Genomic DNA, 18,009 nt, shown 5'->3' with positions numbered 1-18,009 from the left:
GATGAGCAATCGTAAGCCTTATGTTCGTGAGATGAAGAGAACGTGGTGGAGCAACCATCCGTTCTACCGCTTCTACATGCTACGTGAAGCAACGGTACTGCCTTTGATTCTATTCACTCTGTTCCTAACCTTCGGTTTGGGTTCGCTAGTGAAAGGCCCTGAAGCGTGGGAAGGTTGGTTGAGCTTTATGGCGAACCCTATCATTGTCGGTATTAATATCGTGGCTCTGCTGGGCAGCTTAATGCATGCTCAAACCTTCTTCAGCATGATGCCTCAAGTAATGCCAATCCGCCTGAAAGGTAAATTGGTTGATAAAAGAATCATCGTACTGACTCAATGGGCCGCGGTGGCTTTTATTTCTTTAATCGTTCTTGTTGTGGTGTAAGGAGCTTCGTTATGAACACAAACTACAAAGTAAATCGTGCTCCTAAACGTTCCGACGAGCCGATCTGGTGGGGCCTATTCGGCGCTGGCGGTACTTGGTTTGCGATGATCACACCAGTCACTATCTTAGTGTTGGGTATCTTAGTACCAATGGGCATCATCGATGCAGAAGCCATGAGCTACGAACGTGTCTCTGAGTTCGCCACCAGTATTATCGGTGCACTCTTCATCATCGCTACACTGGCACTGCCAATGTGGCATGCCATGCACCGTCTTCACCACGGCATGCACGACCTGAAATTTCACGTCGGCATTGCTGGTAAAGTGGGCTGCTACTTCTTTGCAGGCCTAATCAGCGTATTGTCTATTATTTTCATCTTTATGATTTAAGAGTAGATACGGGATTCGAGTAAACGAATTTCGAGGAGCTTAAAAATAGAAGCAGAACAGGGTTTTCTTGTTCTGCTTTTTTGTTGCCATTATATGCGCTTACAAAGTGCAATTTACACCGGCTTACATAGCTCGAAATCATTGGTGGCAATATCATCAATATAAATACAACAATGTCATTTGGCAGATGACGGTCATACTTTCATACAAGGCATTACCGATAAAAAGAGGCTGATAACTCAGTATCAGCCTCTTTGCTTTTCTAAATCACGGGGCACTTAGAGCTTTTGGTTACCCATGATCTTATTGCTGTGTAACCTTCTTGGTTTGGTCCATTAACCCCAACGCTCCGAAGCCTGTAATGACATCGAGGTTGGTTTTCAAACCCGTTTCGTCACTGCCGCCGATGTAGTTTTGTGGCATCTGAACCTGGAAGTTCTGCAGGTTGTTATACAGCGAGTTAGCGACGTCACGGTTCAGCTCGGCCAGATACACCTCGCGGTTGGCCCCCAGTGCGGCATATTTCGCTTTCAACACTTCCGCTTCCGCTCGACCTTTTTCAAGAATCGCTCTTGCTTCAAATTCAGCAGACAATGCATTGGCTTTTTGAATCGCCAAATTTGCTTCTGCGGTTGCCAGTTCCTTCTCTTTTTCAACTTCAGCTAATCGCTTAGTCTTCTCGACTTCGACAATTTCACGCTCAGCTATTTGACGAGCTATTTCCACTTCTTTCTGCTGGGAAATAATCGCTAACTCTTTGCCTCGCTGCGCGTCTTGGACTTCTCGAGTACGCTGAATCTCTTTACGGAGTTGCTCGGTTTCAGCTTGCGCTTTTGATGTTTCTTGCTCCTGAATCGCACGGATACGGTCGGCCACCAAACGCTTCTTATCCGCCAATAACTGATCAAGTTGCTTTTCTGGCTGCGGATCACCAATCGTGACCTGAGTGACTTGAATTCCGTATTGTGATAACGGGTTGTCCTGACGGATAGGCTGACCAGTGTTATCCACCACCGGCACTGTCTTCCAAACCAGTTGATTGGTTCGTTGCAATTGATTCGAGTTCGATTGATTGACCCCGACCGGCGCAAGATCCAACTGTTCCACTTCAACCTGACGACGCTCCGTTAAGTAGATACCTTCGCGTAACTGGTCCCCCAATTTTGATTTGAATTGGTTTAAGCCACCTTGGAAGAACTCCTCGCCCGTGTATTGAGTCGCAGTAATCACTGTCACATTACGCGCATTCTTAACCAGCAACGCATCGATCAAATTACTGTTGTTACGAAACTCCTTATGCATCTTTTCTACCGCTTTCGGGTCATTACTGAGCTTAAAGCGGAACGTTACCGGGATCTCGCCAATATACGTATCAGCAAAACGCACCTGCACCGGATCTAACCTCTGATAAAAATCCTCCCCTTGGCTATTACCAAAAGAGACCGTAATCACTTGATCATACTGGGTAATTTTGGATAAAAACGGCATCCGAAAATGAATTCCGGGCTCGGTAAAGACATCCAACTCACCAGTAATATTATTTTGATGCACATAGCTGTAACCGGCATCGGTCATCAAAACTGAGCTATTAATTGTTAAGCCTAAAGCCAGCAATGGTGCACCAAATACTGCCGCTTTTAGCCCTTTATGTAGTAACTGACGTCGTTCTTCTATTTTCAAACCTCTTCCTAAGCCTCTGCTTTCCATTTTATTCTCCTTATTGGATTGTCATTGAGTTAAATCGAAATGAATTAAACAGTTATGCAACTCGCTGACTACGAGAGCTAATGTATCAAATTGTTACATTTAGGAATAATCGAAAGATTCATCAAATAAATAAGGTTTTACCGAAAAATATAAACAATCTCTGTATTTATAAATACAGATTTATGGTTAACCAAGCTGGGCGAGAGTCGCTGCCGCGACCTTTGCTGTTGGGAACCATAGTGATAGGGTTAATCGCAGTGATCTGTCGTGCGTATTCGTCTTATTGGTGGGGGTAGTCGTTGTCAGCGCTTTAGTGTTTAGCTTGATTAAGCCATAGCGGGTTCAGAACTCAGAGTTGGTATGGGATTCGAACAAGCGAATTTCGAATGCCTTAACAGAAAACAAGCTAAAAGTAGGATTGGGTGAAGCAGTTCTGCTCCCATGCCCATCAATTGGAGGCTTGTTGTAGAAATTCAAGTTGTTGTTTTTCTCTATCACTCGCTTGATAAGGCTCATTTGACAACAATCTAGCGTCAAAGGTACCAATGGGGTAACTCTCATTGGTACTCTTGCCATATTGCGCCTTCTCTCCCGGAAAACCAGACATACGCTCGATCACGATATCACGTAATATATAATCGACCTTCCCCTTAGGTAGTAATCGATGAAACGCTTTGAGCTCAATGGTTTGCTCACCTTCCGACAGTGGTTGCTTGAAAACCAGTGACGCGATAGCAGAACCGTCCGATTGATAAAGATTGCTCGTCACTCTATAGATGCCCGATTTATCAATTTGTAATGTAAGCGGCACGACCATATCAGTATTGTCTGGAATTCCAACTCCGACACTGACGACACTTGCGACAGAATGATAAATCCGTAAGTCTGCACTGATAATATCGTCACCCTCAATAAAACTGATGCGTGCGACTAACCTTAACTCCTCAGGCCAAGCATTATCAGGACGAATCCTCCAGACATTGTTGTCTATGGGTAAAGTCGCGAGTGTTTTTTGATTGATGACGTCCTCAATATCTAATGAAGCTGTCACGACTTCAAGAGAGGTCTTTAAGCCGACTTCAATTTCGTCGGGATAGAAATAACGATACTGCTTCAAGCTCAGCGCGGCACTGTGTTGTCCATCCAAAACGGGAACAGAGACTTCCTCGAAATGATTCCAATGTAGATACGGACTATTTCCATCAATGATAGGTCGGGAGTATGGGGGGAACTGTAAAACCTGCTGATGTCGTTGCACAATGAGTGCCAGTGAATGAGCAGGTGTCACCTCCTCGCTCATTATGGTAAGAGGGTGAATATCGGGGACTAACGCCGTGACCCCACTTGTTTGATCAACGATTGAAGCGGTGAGCAGATTGAGCGCTAATGGCTTCGCGATTACAGTTGAAGGCGCAGTAGGATCCTCGTCGGCAAAGCGGGTTAGAACAACAGTGATAATAACCAGCATTATGGTCACAGCTGCTACTCGCCATTTTGTGTTTTCCATATTGAACCTCTGAACCCTCTTTAGAATCCATAATGAGCAAGTGAATCATGGCTTGGCTTATATCCATCGAAATCGATAAAGGGATACCCTAGCTGACATAAAGATCGATAAATTTTTTAAGAATGCTTGATTGTAGAACAAAGACTTATCAAACATTCTTATCAAAAAGAGCGGCCTTGTAAAAATAACCAACTCATCGACTGCAAACCAAACACCGGGGCATAAAAATCAACTCGCCGTCGTCACAGTCCTGCGGCAATCTCAGCAAGACTATCTTGCTGAGAGCCTTGCACATAAATGTACTGGGCGCCAAACCAACCATCTTGCTGGTATCTGTCTACTCTCACCAATCGGCCATCCGTCAATGTAATTGATGCATTCGCGGACGTCACTTTGCCTCTATGTTGCGACCCAATCACTTCACTGTGGCTATAATTGTTACCCATAATCAAAGGATAGTGATTGGGCATTAAGCTCGTCACCCCTTTACTCTGAAAACCGACCTTGCCATCCATTGCAAGGCTATTTGAACAGCTGTCAAAAGAACCCGATCTTGAAGCCCCGCATGATGAATGAGCAGCAACGACACCATCATCTTTGCCGGGGAGCAGGATCGCCGTCGCTTTAAGGAAATCACTGCCATTGCCAACGAAACGAATTCTAGGAATACGGTGGTCGGGCAGCATCCCTATTTTGCGAGCGTTAGACACTTTAAGGTCGTTCAATACGCCAGTGTTACGCTTGCTCGGTACTTCCCCTAGCCAAAGTGAAATCGCATAGCGCATGGCACTGTTTGCCCAACCAGCACCTTCCGTAATATTGATGGCAATATCAGCCAGCTCTGAACCACCACCCGCTCCAGCAAAATCAAACGTTGCAACAACATTAAGCGGCTCCAGACCCACGTTAACGAGCCAATTCTCTTGATTATCGAGCACATACCGCGCAATCAGATCGCCAGCAGAGTGCGTCACAAAAATACAACCCATTTGGCAAGTGCCCTCTCTCGATAGCTCTTGAAGCTTGGGCCATACATAATCGCTGGCAATTTTACCTTCTATCCGCTCTTGTGAGGGCCAATCAATACGAGCATCGGCGTACTGCAGCCAATAATCCTCCCACACCTCCGCCCCTTCCAGATCGACTTGGGGTTGTGAAGGTTTCGTTTGTAATTGACTGGGCTGGAAGCCATGAATAAGAACGACTTTATAGTTGCCAATCGCAGCATGAGAAACGCTAGGCAACAAGAATACAACAACAAATAGAACGACTTTGAGTATTTCTTTCATGATGTTTGTAACCTTTTAATAGTAGGGTTCTGTTGATCTCTATTGTTAAAAATTTATGCATTTAACTTGTTGTAGACACGCAGGGAATGATTATCACAATAACGCGCCTTAATTCAGGACATTATCCTTTTGATACATTAACTGTCTTATCGGCTCTTGCTCTGTGTATTCCACCGCATCGTAATCGGCAAGTTTATCGATTTCAGGCTTTTCACCTATTACAGTCAACACGCGCTGCTTCCCCAGAACGTCAACCACTTCAATATTGTGATAACGAAGAAGCGACCTCACCTCGCTCTCTCTCCCTTGATGATACTTAACAAAGTAACGTATGGGTTGCTGCTCGGCTTGATCTTGGCGTTCATCAACAAAAGGAAATCCTTGATTATTTGCCAAGCTGCTTGAGCTCAGTCCGATGGCCAATATTGCGTTAACGCCTATCATAGACAAAGAAAGTAAGGTCAACTTCTTCATAGTTACTCCTTATTAAAAGGCCAAAGTCCAACTGTTGATGGTGCCTGTGTCTCTTCTAGCACTGTCCACAGCTTTAAGCTCCCATTTACCTTGCGATTCAAAGCCAGAGAAATCCGCTTGGAAACTGGTTTTGATGTCCTTAGCGCTGCCACCGGCGTTATCGTGCAGTACCACTTGGCCACCCTCTGGTGACGTTAGCGTGACATAAAGGTCACCAATGTAGGTATGAGTGATATCCAAGTCGATAGTCACTGAACCTGCATCGCCAGAGCGAGTCACATCTAATGAACTCACCACGCCAGACGCTTGATTATCAGGAATAGTAATAGCATCCGAATTGGTATAGCTAGAAGGTTCAGAACCACCACCGGATGAATCGTTAGAGCCGTTATGGGTGGCAACAAGAGATACGCCAGAGTACGCGCGGTAGCCGTAAACCAAAACTTCATATTGCCCTGCACCTGATACGTTCAAGTTGCAGCTTTCACCATTACCGCTCGCCCGTGAACGACAGTCGTAAGTACTGGTACTTGGTGTCCCATTAAAGCGCACGTAAAGGTCTGCATCACCAGAGCCGCCACTCATGTTGAATGTCGCTTGAGTTGCGTCTGTAGGAACGTCAAACACAAATACTGTACTTGATTGACTGTCGCCAGACAGTGGTGATTTCGCTATACCGTTGTCTAGCACATTCTCATTGCCGGAATCACCACCATCAGGGCCATTACAGCCAGCATCCAGATATTGCTTGGCCGCGTCGGAATTCACTAGACCGTAACCCGTACGGTTATCACGCCCCGTTATGTCGATGTCGGTCGCTGTTTTGATCAGCGCGTTACGAACTTGCGCAGCTGTACAAGTTGGATGGTAGCTCCAAACCAAGCCCGCCACACCGGTTACGTGAGGCGTTGCCATCGAAGTACCGTTATAGTATTCGTAGTCTTCGCCCTTAGTAGTCGATACCGTAATGTCTTGACCAACGTAACCCAACAGCTCCTGACCGAAGGCACGATCAACCGTTACCGAAAGCATACGCGCCTCGTTGTTTTGATCGACAAGGAAAGGATTCTGCAAGCCCGGTAAATCAGAGTTACTGTACACAATCGCCGCACTCGCACCTGCGTTGTAACATGCTTGAACGGCATCGATTTCTGGGTAGCGGCTTGATGATTGGTTACCCACACGCTCAGTTAAACAAATCTTGCCCGACATATCGCCACAGCGGAAGCTGCTACCGGCTACGTCACAGCTTGCTAGTGCCGCCGTGATAGAACCAGCAACAGGATCAGGACCATAACTGCCATCCGATTGGGTCAAACGATTATGAGGAACAATGCCACGATCAAATTGACTGGCACCGTTCAAGCGAATGTCTGACAGCTTACCCTCGCCTACCGTCACCGTAGACAGAATCGCTACACCCGGACCTGCAATTTCAACTTGGTCTGTCGCTTGAGAGAACGCCGCGTGATCACGCTTATCATCCACCGCCGCAACTGACATTACCGAATCGTAAGACGCTGGGTAGCTGTGTTCTGTGTTACCACTGTTGCCTGAGGCCGCGATCAACAGCACACCTTGGTCAGAAATGGTTTGCAACGCATTTTTTTCAGTCACACTCGATTGGCTACCACCGAGGCTCATGTTCACCACGTTCGAACCATTATCGGCACACGTTTGGACTGCTTTTACCAAACTGGATGAATACCCCCACCCCGCTTCATTGAACACCTTAACGATGTGCAAATTCACGTTTTGGTTGGGCATAACACCTTTGATGCCTTCCGCATTGGCAATCGCCGCGATGGTTCCAGCAACGTGAGTACCATGAGCGTTATCATTTCCCGGAACACTCCAAGCACCGGTGCCGCTGTCGTTTGTACCCGATACGCGGTTGCCACTCAAATCGTTGTGCGCCAGATCGTAACCCGAATCAATGATACATACAGTGCGGTTACCTGCACTTGAGTCATCCAGACGCTGAGCATTCACCGCCTCGTAGCCCCAAGGAGTAGTCTCACTTAACAGGTAACGCGGCGGGTCAATTTCAACGTATTCCACATCACTGCGGTTACGCAATTTCCCCAACTCCGAGTCTTCCATCTCTACACTGTAAATCGCGCGGTTTCCTAGCTTTTCCACTTTGCGCGCTTTAAGCTGATCTAAAACCGACTCTTGTACGATGCGTGGCCCCCAGAATGAGTATCTACTCAACTCGGAAGCACTGGACGTGTCTTCTTTAAATTTGACGATGTATTTGGTCGGCAAATTAGATTCATCGAACCCCGTCAGAGGAGCCGCATGCGCTGACAGCGAAAATGTCATCGCAACAGCAACGGCAGACAATGAAAACATACTCTTTAATTTGATTTTATTTTGATGCATCTACTCTATTCCTTTAGCACCCCAACGACATCGTTGGGATAATCAACCATCCGTCCTGTGAATCATCCACATGAAACACAAATGGCTCATCAATATTTGTATAAAAATCAAACAAATCAAGGCTAAGAAAATTAAACTGATCAATATTTGATCAAAAATCACAAGTAAAACTTAAAGAGTGAACTGTTAATAAATGCAGGAAAGAAAACTTAAAGAGTGAACAGTTAATAAGTACAGAGGTGAAAACTTAATCCATGATAGTGGTACATGAGTTGAGCTATCATGGTTCTAGAGCGACCACTTACCAGATAAGCGGAACAACTATAAGCTTCTTCGCTTTACTCGCGAGTTGATAATATCTTCCACTAACTTTTGTTCTTTCTTCGTCTTCTCGTAATTTTGTTTATTACGCCAACGCTCAAGAACGTTCTCTAACCCTTGAACACGAGCATGTTGGTATTCAAGATGCTTTTGTACAGATGCGCACTCAGCCTGCATCAACGCTTGCTCTTGCTCGTGGTGGCTTAGCATCTTTTGCAGCAATTGGTCGACACGAGTTAAGTTCATTAAAGCTGCACTATTTAATATAGGCGTCGTCAATGCTGATTGTCCGGCATGGATTCTAAGTGTCGACAGTTGTTCTAGCTGCAACGTAAGGTGAGTGTGGCGCTGACGCATCACATCTAACTGCTGTCCTACTTTATCACGCTGCTTCTCTTCCATTTGGCGAAGCTTACCAACAGCTTTTAATTTCGACTCCACGGTTACCTCACGATTGATCACTTTGGAACATTTGAGCTAGCGAACTTAAACTGGTTAAATAGTCGACAGAATCATGTGCCGATTGCTGTAAGTAAGCTCGAAGCTGTGGATACATAGAAACGGACTGATCCAGTTCAGGATCCTGCCCCGGTTGGTAACCCCCTAACGGCAAAAGCTCTTTGACTTGTAAGTAATTGGAATACAATTGGCGGAAGTTGTTCGCAATGGTAATGTGCGCGTCATGAGTACAAGCATTCATGCAACGGCTGATTGACGCATTAATATCAATCGCCGGATAGTGGCCTTGCTCTGCAAGTTGGCGTGATAACACAACATGCCCATCGAGAATCGCACGAGCGGAATCGACCACAGGATCTTGCTGATCGTCACCTTCGGCAAGCACCGTATAAATAGCGGTAAGGCTACCATGTGGATTCTCACTGTTTCCGGCACGCTCCAGTAATTGAGGCAACATACTGAACACTGATGGCGGATAACCTCGCGACGCAGGTGGCTCCCCTAAAGATAGAGCGATCTCACGCTGCGCCATTGCATAGCGCGTCAATGAATCCATCAATAACAATACGTCTTTCCCTTGGTCACGAAAATATTCGGCAACCCGATGGCAAAGCAACGTCGCACGTAAACGCATCAAAGGGGATTCATCGGCCGGTGCTGCGATAATTACGGCCTTCTTACGCGCTTCGGGTGTTAAATTACGTTCAATAAACTCTCGAACTTCTCGGCCTCGTTCGCCAATCAAACCAACAACAATCACGTCAGCTTCAGTGTTTTGGGTAATCATGCCCATTAAAACACTTTTACCCACACCACTACCGGCCATCAAGCCGATACGCTGCCCTTTACCCACCGTCAACAAACCATTAATGGCACGAACGCCAACATCAAGTGGAGTATCGACTGGACGGCGTCTGAGTGGATTAATGGGTTTGGCCTCTAAAGAAACGCGATCGCCTCCTTTAAGCGGGGCGCCATCATCGAAAGGCTCCCCTAAACCATTCACAACCCGGCCAAGCCAATGAGAGCTAAGCTGTACTGTACTGTCGCCCTCAAGCGGGATGACTTTTGCTCCTGCAAACAGGCCTCCTAAGCGACGAATGGGCATTAAGAATGCGATCGTGTGATCAAAACCAACGACTTGCGCTTCAATCATGTCACCTTCTGCGGTTTCAATGAGGCAACGTTGTTCTAATTTAAATCGACAACCGACCGCTTGCAGCATCAAACCATTTACTTTGATCAACCTTCCTGTCACTTTCGCTATAGGGATCGAATCAAGTGAGGCTAATGCGACACTCAAGCGCTCATTCAGCAACTCGTGATTGAGACAACTACTCATGCTCAATATCAACGAGTGGCACTGTCGCCTCATCAAGTAAGTGTTGCTTTACGTTATCCATACACGCTTCTAATCGAGAATCACAACTCGCGTCAGCCTCCGCATCCTCTGTCACAAGTTGGCAGCCACCCACGGGTAAATCCGCATTGGCAACTAACTTCCAAGCCTTTGGAAAGTCAGAATTAATGTGTGTGATTCGCTCGAGATCTTGTGGATTGAGGTACACCATTACCGTTTCAGCTTTACCCGGCATCGCAGATAAGGTTTCATCCACTAGGGCCAAAATCTGCTGTGGCATTAGAGTCAACTCAGCACGAATCACTTGTTGCGCCACCTTCTGCACTAACTCACAAATCATATGTCGCTGCTGCTGTTCTTTATCACTTTGCCAACGAGATAATGCTTGGAACAACTCATTCACCGGTTTTGCCGCTTCTACAAAACCTTGTTTACCTGACAATTCTCCAGACACAAAACCTTTCTGAAAGCCTTCTTTTTGACCCTCAAGTAAGCCTTGCTGCTTACCTTGTTCAACACCTTGGCGAATGCCTTCGTCGTGACCCTGTTGCAAACCTTGTTGAAAGCCGGCTTCTAATTGCTGTTGAACATCCGCTTGTGTGTCTTGCCAACTTTGGTTTTCCATCGTGAAATCATCATCGATGGTCACCGGTTGGGCTAAAGGAGGAAAACGGTGTAAGCGATAACTACTGGGTGGCAATCGCATCGTACTGTTTGCTTTCTCTGCCATTGTCTTACTCCACTGTTGGTTCTTCGTAAAGTACCAGTTGAATTTCTCCAGATTCATCAAGCTCACGCACCAATTGCATGATGTCCTGACGAGCACGTTGTACTCGGCTAAGCGCAACAGCACCTCGCAGCTCCATGTCGTCTTCGAGTGCTTTGACCATACGTTGCGGCATTGAACGTTTAATGACCTGTTGCATTGTGATTTCAGAGCCTTTTAACGCAACAGCCCAAAGTTCTAACGGGATCTGCTGAACCAACATATCCATAGTCTCTTCACGCTGACGAGCCAACACCAGGAAGTCAAACATGTTTTCTTCAATTTCGTTGACAACATTTTCGTCATGCAATTTGAGCATTTCCATTAGGGATGCACGGTCGCCTTCAAAGCGGTTAATGATATCCGCGGCTTGTTTCACGCCCGATAGTGGAGTGCTTTGACTTGCTGACACTTTATCGATGCAACGCTCAACAAGCTCGTGCAAATCATTGGCGACTTGAGGATCGATATCTTGCAGTTGAGCAATGCGGAATAAAATCTCATCGTGATAATCCTGAGGTAGATGTTTTAATACCGCAGAAGAACTGTCCGCAGGTAGATAAGCTAAGAAAATAGCTTGCATCTGAGGGTGTTCGTTAACGATAAATTTTGCCAATATTTCCGATTCGACCCATTGTAAACGTTGCATGTTATTGCGAATTTCATCGCCATACAGGTTATTCAGCAGTCCTTTAGCTAAGTCGTTACCTAACGCTTTACGTAACGTATTGGACAGGTACTCTTTCGATGCTCCGCGAATACCACTGTGTTCACGAAAGTCTTCAAAAAAGTGTTGAATAACACCGCGAGCAGAATCACTTTTGATTCCATTCAATTTCGCCATGGCACGAGTCACACGCTGAGTTTCATCACGGGTAAAATTTTGCAGCACTTTCGCTGCCGCGTCTTCACCCATACCTAGCAGCACGAGTGCGGTTTGTTCTACATAATTAAGCGTCTGCTTTGACGTCGACTGCGCTGTGTTCATTGATGTTTACCCATTGTTTCAAAATTTCGGATACACGCTCTGGCTCTTCGTTAGCAATAAGCTGTAGATGTTTTAATTGAGTTTCAAGTGGAGAATCTGCAGGCGGTAGCATATCGCTGTTGACATCCAGACCCGATGAAACGGTAATCCCTTTCTCCGACAATTTACGGTTGAGCACTTCTTCGCGCTCACGTTCTTCGCGTGTCTGTAGGTTATCGTATTCAGGTTCTATTTTGGGTTCAGCAAAGCCTAGCTCTGGTACTGGCTTATCCGCCCCCGTAAGGTGCATAGTCAGTGGACGTAAAACAAAGAAAATCATCGCGAGGCCAAGCATGCCACCAATCACGTAGCGCAATGGCTGTTGGACTGTTGCATCTTGCCACCATGGCAGAGCCGGCGGCGCATCAATCTCAATTGGCGTGAAGTTGAAGCTCATCAGACTCAAGCTATCGCCACGCGTGTTCGAGATACCCACGGCATCCATGACCATAGTAGATATTTGTGTTTTATCCGCATCAGTCCAAGCAAGCCCATCGGGTGCTGCTTGTGAGTTAAGTAGAACAGACACGCTTAACTTCTGGATTTGACCTTGTTGATATTGAGTTCGACGAACACTACTGCCTACTGCATATTGTCGATTGACTTCAGAGCGCGCATTCGAGTTCTGATTATCATTAGTTGGCGTCTCACCAGTTACTGGTGGCTGGTTACTCAGTGAACCCGGAACACCAAGGGCAATTTGATCGATCGAGTTGTTTTGAATCGTGTGTTCATTACGGACTACAGGTGCGTTGTCGAGGATCTCTTGTGTTTCTTCCACTTGACTGAAATTCAGATCGGCCGCAACTTGAACCCGGAAGTTACTTGGACCAACAATTGGCGTTAACATATCTGCGGCACGTTGAATAATTTGCTTCTCGACACTCTTTTGGTATTCAAGATATTTCGCGTTCACTTTACCGGCTTCAGGTGATCCGACATCAGCGCTAAGTAGACGACCGTATTGATCTATCACAGAAACAAACTCAGGTTTCATTGCCGTCACACTACCAACAACCAAATTAATGATCGCTTCGACTTGCTCCGTTTTTAAGTCTTCTCCTGGTTTAAGCTCTAACAGAACAGAAGCCGACGGGTTCTCCGTGTTTTGACGTACAAACAAAGTTTGCCGAGGGATCGCAAGGTGCACACGCGCATTCGCCACCGCATTAAGTGACATAATAGTGCGTACTAACTCCCCTTCTAAGCCATGCCGATACCGTGCTGTTTCAATAAATTGGCTGGTACCCAAAGAGCTATCTTCTTTCAATGAATCCAAACCAGTCGGTAATTTAGCTTTCACACCTTTAGAAGCCAGTAGCATACGAATATGTGCCACTTCCCCTTCCGAGACAAGTACTTGACCATTCTGCTCTTGCATCCGATAACTGATGCCCTCACTTTCTAATACCGATATGATCTCACCAATATCAAACCGTTCTTGTTGGCTGTAAAGTGGGCGAAAGCTCTGGGAAGAGCTCCATAACGCCACGACAATAATAGCCGCAACAATCGCCGCTAATACAGCAGACAACACTAAGTTACGTTGGCTGTTTGACCACAATTGCTTGATCTTACTTGTGACTTCATCTACCCCCTTACTTGGAGGCAGAGTCTGAGGTGAACCTGTATGAATTGCAGGGTTTCCGGCCACTTGGGTAGTTAATTCTGACATTGATTACACCGGCATCTTCATTATATCTTCGAACGACATCACGACTTTATTGCGAACTTGCATTAAAGCATTGAAAGAAAGGCTTGCCTTCTGACTTGCGACCATCGCACCGACTAAATCATCACTCTTACCCGTTTCTACCCCCGTCATTTTTTGACTAGCATACGATTGATGTTGATTAACGGTATCAAGGACATTGGTCATGGCTTGTGAAAAAGACAGTGGCGCATTCAAAGGTTGCTGGTCGAGAGGGTTTGCACTGACAACAAATTCGAGCGGTTGAGTTTGCGTTCGCATCGCCTCCATTTTCGACAGCATTAACTGTTCTGCTGAAACCGCATTGGTTGGTTGACTTGCCATTTTATTCTCCTGTTAGGCAGCCGAGCCCAGTGCCGACTGTAGATCAATGCCGTGCTCGCGCATCGCGGCAAGCTTGTAACGTAATGCTCGGGTCGAGACACCTAAAGCATTGGCGGTTTTGGTTCGGTTTCCACCAAAGTGACGTAATTTATCAAGTATGAACTGAAACTCGGCATGCTTCTTAGCTTCGATATGACTAAAATTTGAGGTTGGCTCTGTGGAGGGAACGGGGGTCATTAATTTCATTGGTAACATCAAATCATGTGCGGTAATACAATCACCATGACGCATCACCAGAGCTCGTTGAATCACATTTTCGAGTTCACGAATATTACCTGGCCAATGATATTGGCTTAGTGCCGTAACGGCATCCTGAGAGAGGTGACAGCGACTGCCATCTTGATACTTACCAATAAAGAATTGACTGATGGGTATGATGTCTTCTTTCCGCTCACGCAGTGACGGCCAATGCAATGGTAAAACATCTAACCGATAATAAAGGTCTTCACGGAACAAGCCTTTTTGTACTTCTTCTCGCAGATCTTTATTGGTTGCTGCGATCACTCGAATATTGAGTTGAATCACTTTGTGACTACCTACGCGTTCAACTTCGCGTTCTTGTAAAACACGCAATATTTTAGCTTGTACCGCGGGTGACATTTCACCAATTTCATCCAAAAGGATCGTACCATTATTGGCTTCTTCAAATTTACCACTTTGAGAGTGGCTTGCTCCTGTAAATGCCCCTTTGACATGACCAAACAATACGGCCTCTAGCATCGATTCAGGAATTGCAGCACAGTTCACAGCAACAAAAGGGCCATCGGCTTTTGGCGATTGCTCATGAACATAGCGAGCAAGCACCTCTTTTCCCGTGCCCGACTCACCGGTAATAAGTACACTAGCATTAGTGCAAGCCGCACGGTGAGCCAATTGAAGCACTTGTTTACTGCGCCATGACTGCGCGACAATATTTGCCACAGTTTTACCTAACACTTCAACGCGCTTTAGTAAATTGAGTAACTGATTGGTTTCAAATGGACGAAGTAAGTAGTCTGTTGCGCCAGACTGCATCGTTTCCGCCGCTAAAATACCTTGTTCCTGATCGACAATCGCGATCACGACACCTGCACGCTCTTGTTTCTGATGACTGGTAACAAACTCGCGTACACACATGTCCGGTAAGTTGGAACTGACCAGAGTAATACAAGCTCGCTCTTCTAAAAGCGCACGACGGCCAGTAGAAATATGCTTTAACGAATAGCCCACACTTTCAAGCATATCCAAAACCGGTCGAGCAAGGCATTCATTTGGTTCAACCAACAAAACATTCATTTTCGTCATCATTGAGCCTTTACCCTATATTGTTGGGTGGTCGGTTTTATTTCTGATTTATTTTCTGCCGTCACATGTTCATCATCTCGAACAAGTCGAAGTGTTACGCGACGGTTTTTCGCTTGTCCAACTGAAGTATTATTGCTAGCGATTGGATAACGAGCCCCATGCGCACGAACTTCAATCATGTTGCGCTCAACACCTAAATTGACCAGAGCCTTCGCAACTTGGTCGGCTCGTTGGCGCGATACGTTTAAGTTTGCAAACTGATCGCCGATGTTATCCGCATGGCCATCGACCAAAATAGTCGTAATACGCTCATCAACAACAACATAACTATACAAATCCGCTAATGTATTTTTTTGGGATAATTGCAGTTTTTTTTGACCAAATTGGAAAGGGATTGTCAGATCGCGAGCTTGAGCAAACGAGAGCTTGGGCAACTTATCTCGGCATTGATTGAAAGAGTGTAATGCCTGTTGAATTTGAAGAGCTGGCAGCGTAATACTCTTAATGGTGGAAGGATGACTTCCCCTTAATGACAACACAACCCAGCGACCCAACATCATGTCATCAAGAAGAGAGTCGATTCCTGATGAAAACGCAAATCGATGTTTAGGCTCAGTAAGCGTATGCGAAGCCTTTTTATTTATAAAGATTTCTTTTTCCCATGGGGCACTCTTACTTTCTAGCACGACTTTATCCCACCGATTATTATCAACAATGTCAGCAATAAATAGATTTTTACCACCTGCTTCCGAGCGGAAATAAAACTTCCCATGCGGAATGGTTGAATGAATCAAGTTACATTCAAAATTACTACCCTTGTATGACCATGTAGAAATATCCATCGAAACATTTATATTATCACTCGCAAAAGATGAGTTAGCTGACAATACAAAAAATACATTTAAAAAATTTAAAACAATTGAAGCATTGGTTTTCATAAGAATAATAAAGTATGCAGAATACTGTTCAAATCTATGCAAAAACGAAAAAAAATAGAGGTTATTCCATAAAAACTCATACCACCCGTTACCTTTCGAAAACTCATCAAAACCAAAACAAGACCAAAACAAACAAATAAAATCAAACACTTAAATTGTAAAAAAAGCTAAAAAGCCAAACTTAAGCGTTTAAGTTCACAACAAAAAAGTTAGAGCGATTTTGGTTATTAATAAAACGATCAATAATTTAATCAATAACAAAAATACAGTCTTTCCACTCATATTAAAAGTGATTGAAGCTCGATTAAAATCAACATAGGAACGAAAGTCACAATCTTTAAAAATGAAACTAAAAGGTTATAAAAAAACGTGTGTATGCTGTACCAAATCGACTTTAGATCATTTCCTTTTGTAAAGGTACGGTAAAATATAGATGACAAATAGTGTTAATGAGCCTACTCATAACATCAAGACACTTGATGTGGAGTTATTAGGAAAGCCTATTCATATCATTCGTGAAAAGATCGAAAATTTAATTTCAGAATCCTGTTCGAGTCTCACAAATGAATTACAAAGTTGGCTTAGCACTAGCAAAATTGACGCAAGCTTAACCTCAGTAGAATTGCACCAATTCTCTGTGGAGCGACTGGATAAGAGCCAAATATCAACTTACCAACATCAAGAGAATGGTAAGATTTACGTCCATAGTGATGCACAAACATTGATCAAATTGGCTGACCGTTTTTATGGAGCAACAACAGAACGAGCATCGACATCCACACCGCTAACGGCCAGTGACTTGCGCTTACAAGAGCGTATCAGCCGAATTCTCATAAACTGGTTCGCTCCGCAAGATATGTGGCAAGTTTGTGAATATGAAGCACCACGTGGCATCGGCTTACACGTAAAAATTTCAATCATGCTTGAAGATTACCAAGGAGTCATTCACCTCAAACTTGAAAACGCAATGATTCACACCTTGATCGAACAGTTAGAGCTGTATAACGATACCGATCTTTACCAACCCTTTTGCCGCTCCTTGGAATCGACCCCAGTTCGCCTTAACGTGGTGCTAAGTAAGAAAGTCATGCCACTAAATGATGTTATGCGCTTACAGCCTCAGGATATTTTACCGATCGAGCTTCTTAATAACGCCCCAGTTAGCATAGGTCTCCAACCTCTTTTCAGTGGTCGTATTGCCGAGCAAAACGGTCAGCTTGTATTGATTTTTAACTCAGATAAGGAATCGCAGCGATGAGCGAAATAGAAGAAAATAAAGCATTTGACGCCGACGAATTAAGTTTTGATGATTTCCAATTAAATGATTTTCAAACAGAACAAGACCTAAAATCGGAACCAAGCGTTGAACGTGATTTAAGCTTTTTCAAAAACATTCCCGTTACCGTGACCTTAGAGGTTGCCAGCAAAGAGATCCCACTAGGGGACTTGATGAAAGCAGGCGAAGGTACTGTGATTGAGCTCGATAAACTCAACGGTGAATCCTTAGATGTCAAAGTTAACGGTTCTCTCATGGGACAAGCTGAAGTCATCGTCATTAATGACAAGTACGGCCTACGTCTTATCGATGTACATAGCTCTGCAATGAGCGGAATTAAAATCTAA

17 protein-coding genes are annotated in these 18,009 nt (G+C 45.0%); 4 read left to right on the top strand and 13 right to left on the bottom strand.

Going from position 1 to position 18,009, the window contains the following annotated elements:
• Window position 1: 1 nt before the first annotated feature.
• Together frdC and frdD are read left to right on the top strand one after the other, a co-directional pair.
• Complete coding sequence (gene frdC / locus ACMAZD_RS01745; protein WP_435248351.1) at window positions 2-385, top strand: fumarate reductase subunit FrdC; 384 nt, start codon at window positions 2-4, stop codon at window positions 383-385.
• 11 nt (window positions 386-396) lie between these two features.
• Window positions 397-774, top strand: coding sequence for a fumarate reductase subunit FrdD (frdD, locus tag ACMAZD_RS01740; protein ID WP_435248350.1), 378 nt, complete (start codon window positions 397-399; stop codon window positions 772-774).
• Between the two features lie 303 nt (window positions 775-1,077).
• Here the strand turns inward: frdD and ACMAZD_RS01735 are convergent, their stop codons facing one another.
• The 13 genes from ACMAZD_RS01735 to ACMAZD_RS01675 form a co-directional block, all read right to left on the bottom strand.
• A complete protein-coding gene (locus tag ACMAZD_RS01735) occupies window positions 1,078-2,481 on the bottom strand; it encodes an SPFH domain-containing protein (RefSeq protein WP_435248349.1) in 1,404 nt (467 codons plus the stop codon).
• A 448-nt stretch (window positions 2,482-2,929) separates the two neighbouring features.
• Complete coding sequence (locus ACMAZD_RS01730) at window positions 2,930-3,988, bottom strand: hypothetical protein (RefSeq protein ID WP_435248348.1); 1,059 nt, start codon at window positions 3,986-3,988, stop codon at window positions 2,930-2,932.
• Between the two features lie 242 nt (window positions 3,989-4,230).
• The gene (locus ACMAZD_RS01725; RefSeq protein ID WP_435248347.1) at window positions 4,231-5,277 is read right to left on the bottom strand and encodes a hypothetical protein; all 1,047 of its coding nucleotides are present in this window, start codon (window positions 5,275-5,277) and stop codon (window positions 4,231-4,233) included.
• Between the two features lie 108 nt (window positions 5,278-5,385).
• Entirely contained in the window at window positions 5,386-5,751 is a 366-nt protein-coding gene (locus ACMAZD_RS01720; protein ID WP_435248346.1) for an ATPase, read from the bottom strand.
• A 12-nt stretch (window positions 5,752-5,763) separates the two neighbouring features.
• A complete protein-coding gene (locus ACMAZD_RS01715; RefSeq protein WP_435248345.1) occupies window positions 5,764-8,136 on the bottom strand; it encodes a S8 family serine peptidase in 2,373 nt (790 codons plus the stop codon).
• Window positions 8,137-8,457: 321 nt separating this feature from the next.
• Window positions 8,458-8,898 carry a flagellar export protein FliJ gene (gene fliJ / locus ACMAZD_RS01710; RefSeq protein ID WP_435248344.1) on the bottom strand — a complete coding sequence of 147 codons (441 nt, stop codon included), beginning with the start codon at window positions 8,896-8,898 and terminating at the stop codon, window positions 8,458-8,460.
• 7 nt (window positions 8,899-8,905) lie between these two features.
• A complete protein-coding gene (fliI, locus tag ACMAZD_RS01705; RefSeq protein WP_435248343.1) occupies window positions 8,906-10,258 on the bottom strand; it encodes a flagellar protein export ATPase FliI in 1,353 nt (450 codons plus the stop codon).
• Complete coding sequence (gene fliH / locus ACMAZD_RS01700; protein ID WP_435248342.1) at window positions 10,251-11,006, bottom strand: flagellar assembly protein FliH; 756 nt, start codon at window positions 11,004-11,006, stop codon at window positions 10,251-10,253. The genes fliI and fliH overlap by 8 nt, the downstream gene beginning before the upstream one ends.
• 4 nt (window positions 11,007-11,010) lie before the next feature.
• Window positions 11,011-12,030, bottom strand: a complete 1,020-nt coding sequence (locus ACMAZD_RS01695; RefSeq protein WP_435248341.1) for a flagellar motor switch protein FliG — start codon at window positions 12,028-12,030, stop codon at window positions 11,011-11,013.
• A complete protein-coding gene (gene fliF / locus ACMAZD_RS01690) occupies window positions 11,993-13,744 on the bottom strand; it encodes a flagellar basal-body MS-ring/collar protein FliF (RefSeq protein ID WP_435248340.1) in 1,752 nt (583 codons plus the stop codon). Before fliF ends, ACMAZD_RS01695 begins: the two co-directional genes overlap by 38 nt.
• Before the next feature lie 3 nt (window positions 13,745-13,747).
• On the bottom strand, window positions 13,748-14,104 hold the full coding sequence (gene fliE, locus ACMAZD_RS01685) for a flagellar hook-basal body complex protein FliE (RefSeq protein ID WP_435248339.1): 357 nt from the start codon (window positions 14,102-14,104) through the stop codon (window positions 13,748-13,750).
• A 12-nt stretch (window positions 14,105-14,116) separates the two neighbouring features.
• Entirely contained in the window at window positions 14,117-15,448 is a 1,332-nt protein-coding gene (locus tag ACMAZD_RS01680; protein ID WP_435249312.1) for a sigma-54 dependent transcriptional regulator, read from the bottom strand.
• Entirely contained in the window at window positions 15,448-16,536 is a 1,089-nt protein-coding gene (locus ACMAZD_RS01675) for an OmpA family protein (RefSeq protein WP_435248338.1), read from the bottom strand. Before ACMAZD_RS01675 ends, ACMAZD_RS01680 begins: the two co-directional genes overlap by 1 nt.
• A 283-nt stretch (window positions 16,537-16,819) precedes the next feature.
• Between ACMAZD_RS01675 and ACMAZD_RS01670 the strand changes: the two genes are divergently transcribed.
• On the top strand, window positions 16,820-17,644 hold the full coding sequence (locus ACMAZD_RS01670) for a FliM/FliN family flagellar motor switch protein (protein ID WP_435248337.1): 825 nt from the start codon (window positions 16,820-16,822) through the stop codon (window positions 17,642-17,644).
• Complete coding sequence (fliN, locus tag ACMAZD_RS01665; RefSeq protein WP_435248336.1) at window positions 17,641-18,009, top strand: flagellar motor switch protein FliN; 369 nt, start codon at window positions 17,641-17,643, stop codon at window positions 18,007-18,009. Before ACMAZD_RS01670 ends, fliN begins: the two co-directional genes overlap by 4 nt.

Origin of the sequence: Vibrio sp. nBUS_14, assembly GCF_051201655.1 — a bacterium.
Lineage (GTDB): Bacteria > Pseudomonadota > Gammaproteobacteria > Enterobacterales > Vibrionaceae > Vibrio.
Note: the sequence above shows the minus strand (reverse complement) of the source record. Positions and strands in the feature narration are given on the sequence as shown.

Coding starts and splice junctions, on each gene's coding strand:
- frdC (WP_435248351.1), top strand. CDS start 2: ATGAGCAATCGTAAGCCTTATGTTCGTGAGATGAAGAGAACGTGGTGG.
- frdD (WP_435248350.1), top strand. CDS start 397: ATGAACACAAACTACAAAGTAAATCGTGCTCCTAAACGTTCCGACGAG.
- ACMAZD_RS01735 (WP_435248349.1), bottom strand. CDS start 2,481: ATGGAAAGCAGAGGCTTAGGAAGAGGTTTGAAAATAGAAGAACGACGT.
- ACMAZD_RS01730 (WP_435248348.1), bottom strand. CDS start 3,988: ATGGAAAACACAAAATGGCGAGTAGCAGCTGTGACCATAATGCTGGTT.
- ACMAZD_RS01725 (WP_435248347.1), bottom strand. CDS start 5,277: ATGAAAGAAATACTCAAAGTCGTTCTATTTGTTGTTGTATTCTTGTTG.
- ACMAZD_RS01720 (WP_435248346.1), bottom strand. CDS start 5,751: ATGAAGAAGTTGACCTTACTTTCTTTGTCTATGATAGGCGTTAACGCA.
- ACMAZD_RS01715 (WP_435248345.1), bottom strand. CDS start 8,136: ATGCATCAAAATAAAATCAAATTAAAGAGTATGTTTTCATTGTCTGCC.
- fliI (WP_435248343.1), bottom strand. CDS start 10,258: ATGAGTAGTTGTCTCAATCACGAGTTGCTGAATGAGCGCTTGAGTGTC.
- fliH (WP_435248342.1), bottom strand. CDS start 11,006: ATGGCAGAGAAAGCAAACAGTACGATGCGATTGCCACCCAGTAGTTAT.
- ACMAZD_RS01695 (WP_435248341.1), bottom strand. CDS start 12,030: ATGAACACAGCGCAGTCGACGTCAAAGCAGACGCTTAATTATGTAGAA.
- fliF (WP_435248340.1), bottom strand. CDS start 13,744: ATGTCAGAATTAACTACCCAAGTGGCCGGAAACCCTGCAATTCATACA.
- fliE (WP_435248339.1), bottom strand. CDS start 14,104: ATGGCAAGTCAACCAACCAATGCGGTTTCAGCAGAACAGTTAATGCTG.
- ACMAZD_RS01680 (WP_435249312.1), bottom strand. CDS start 15,448: ATGACGAAAATGAATGTTTTGTTGGTTGAACCAAATGAATGCCTTGCT.
- ACMAZD_RS01670 (WP_435248337.1), top strand. CDS start 16,820: ATGACAAATAGTGTTAATGAGCCTACTCATAACATCAAGACACTTGAT.
- fliN (WP_435248336.1), top strand. CDS start 17,641: ATGAGCGAAATAGAAGAAAATAAAGCATTTGACGCCGACGAATTAAGT.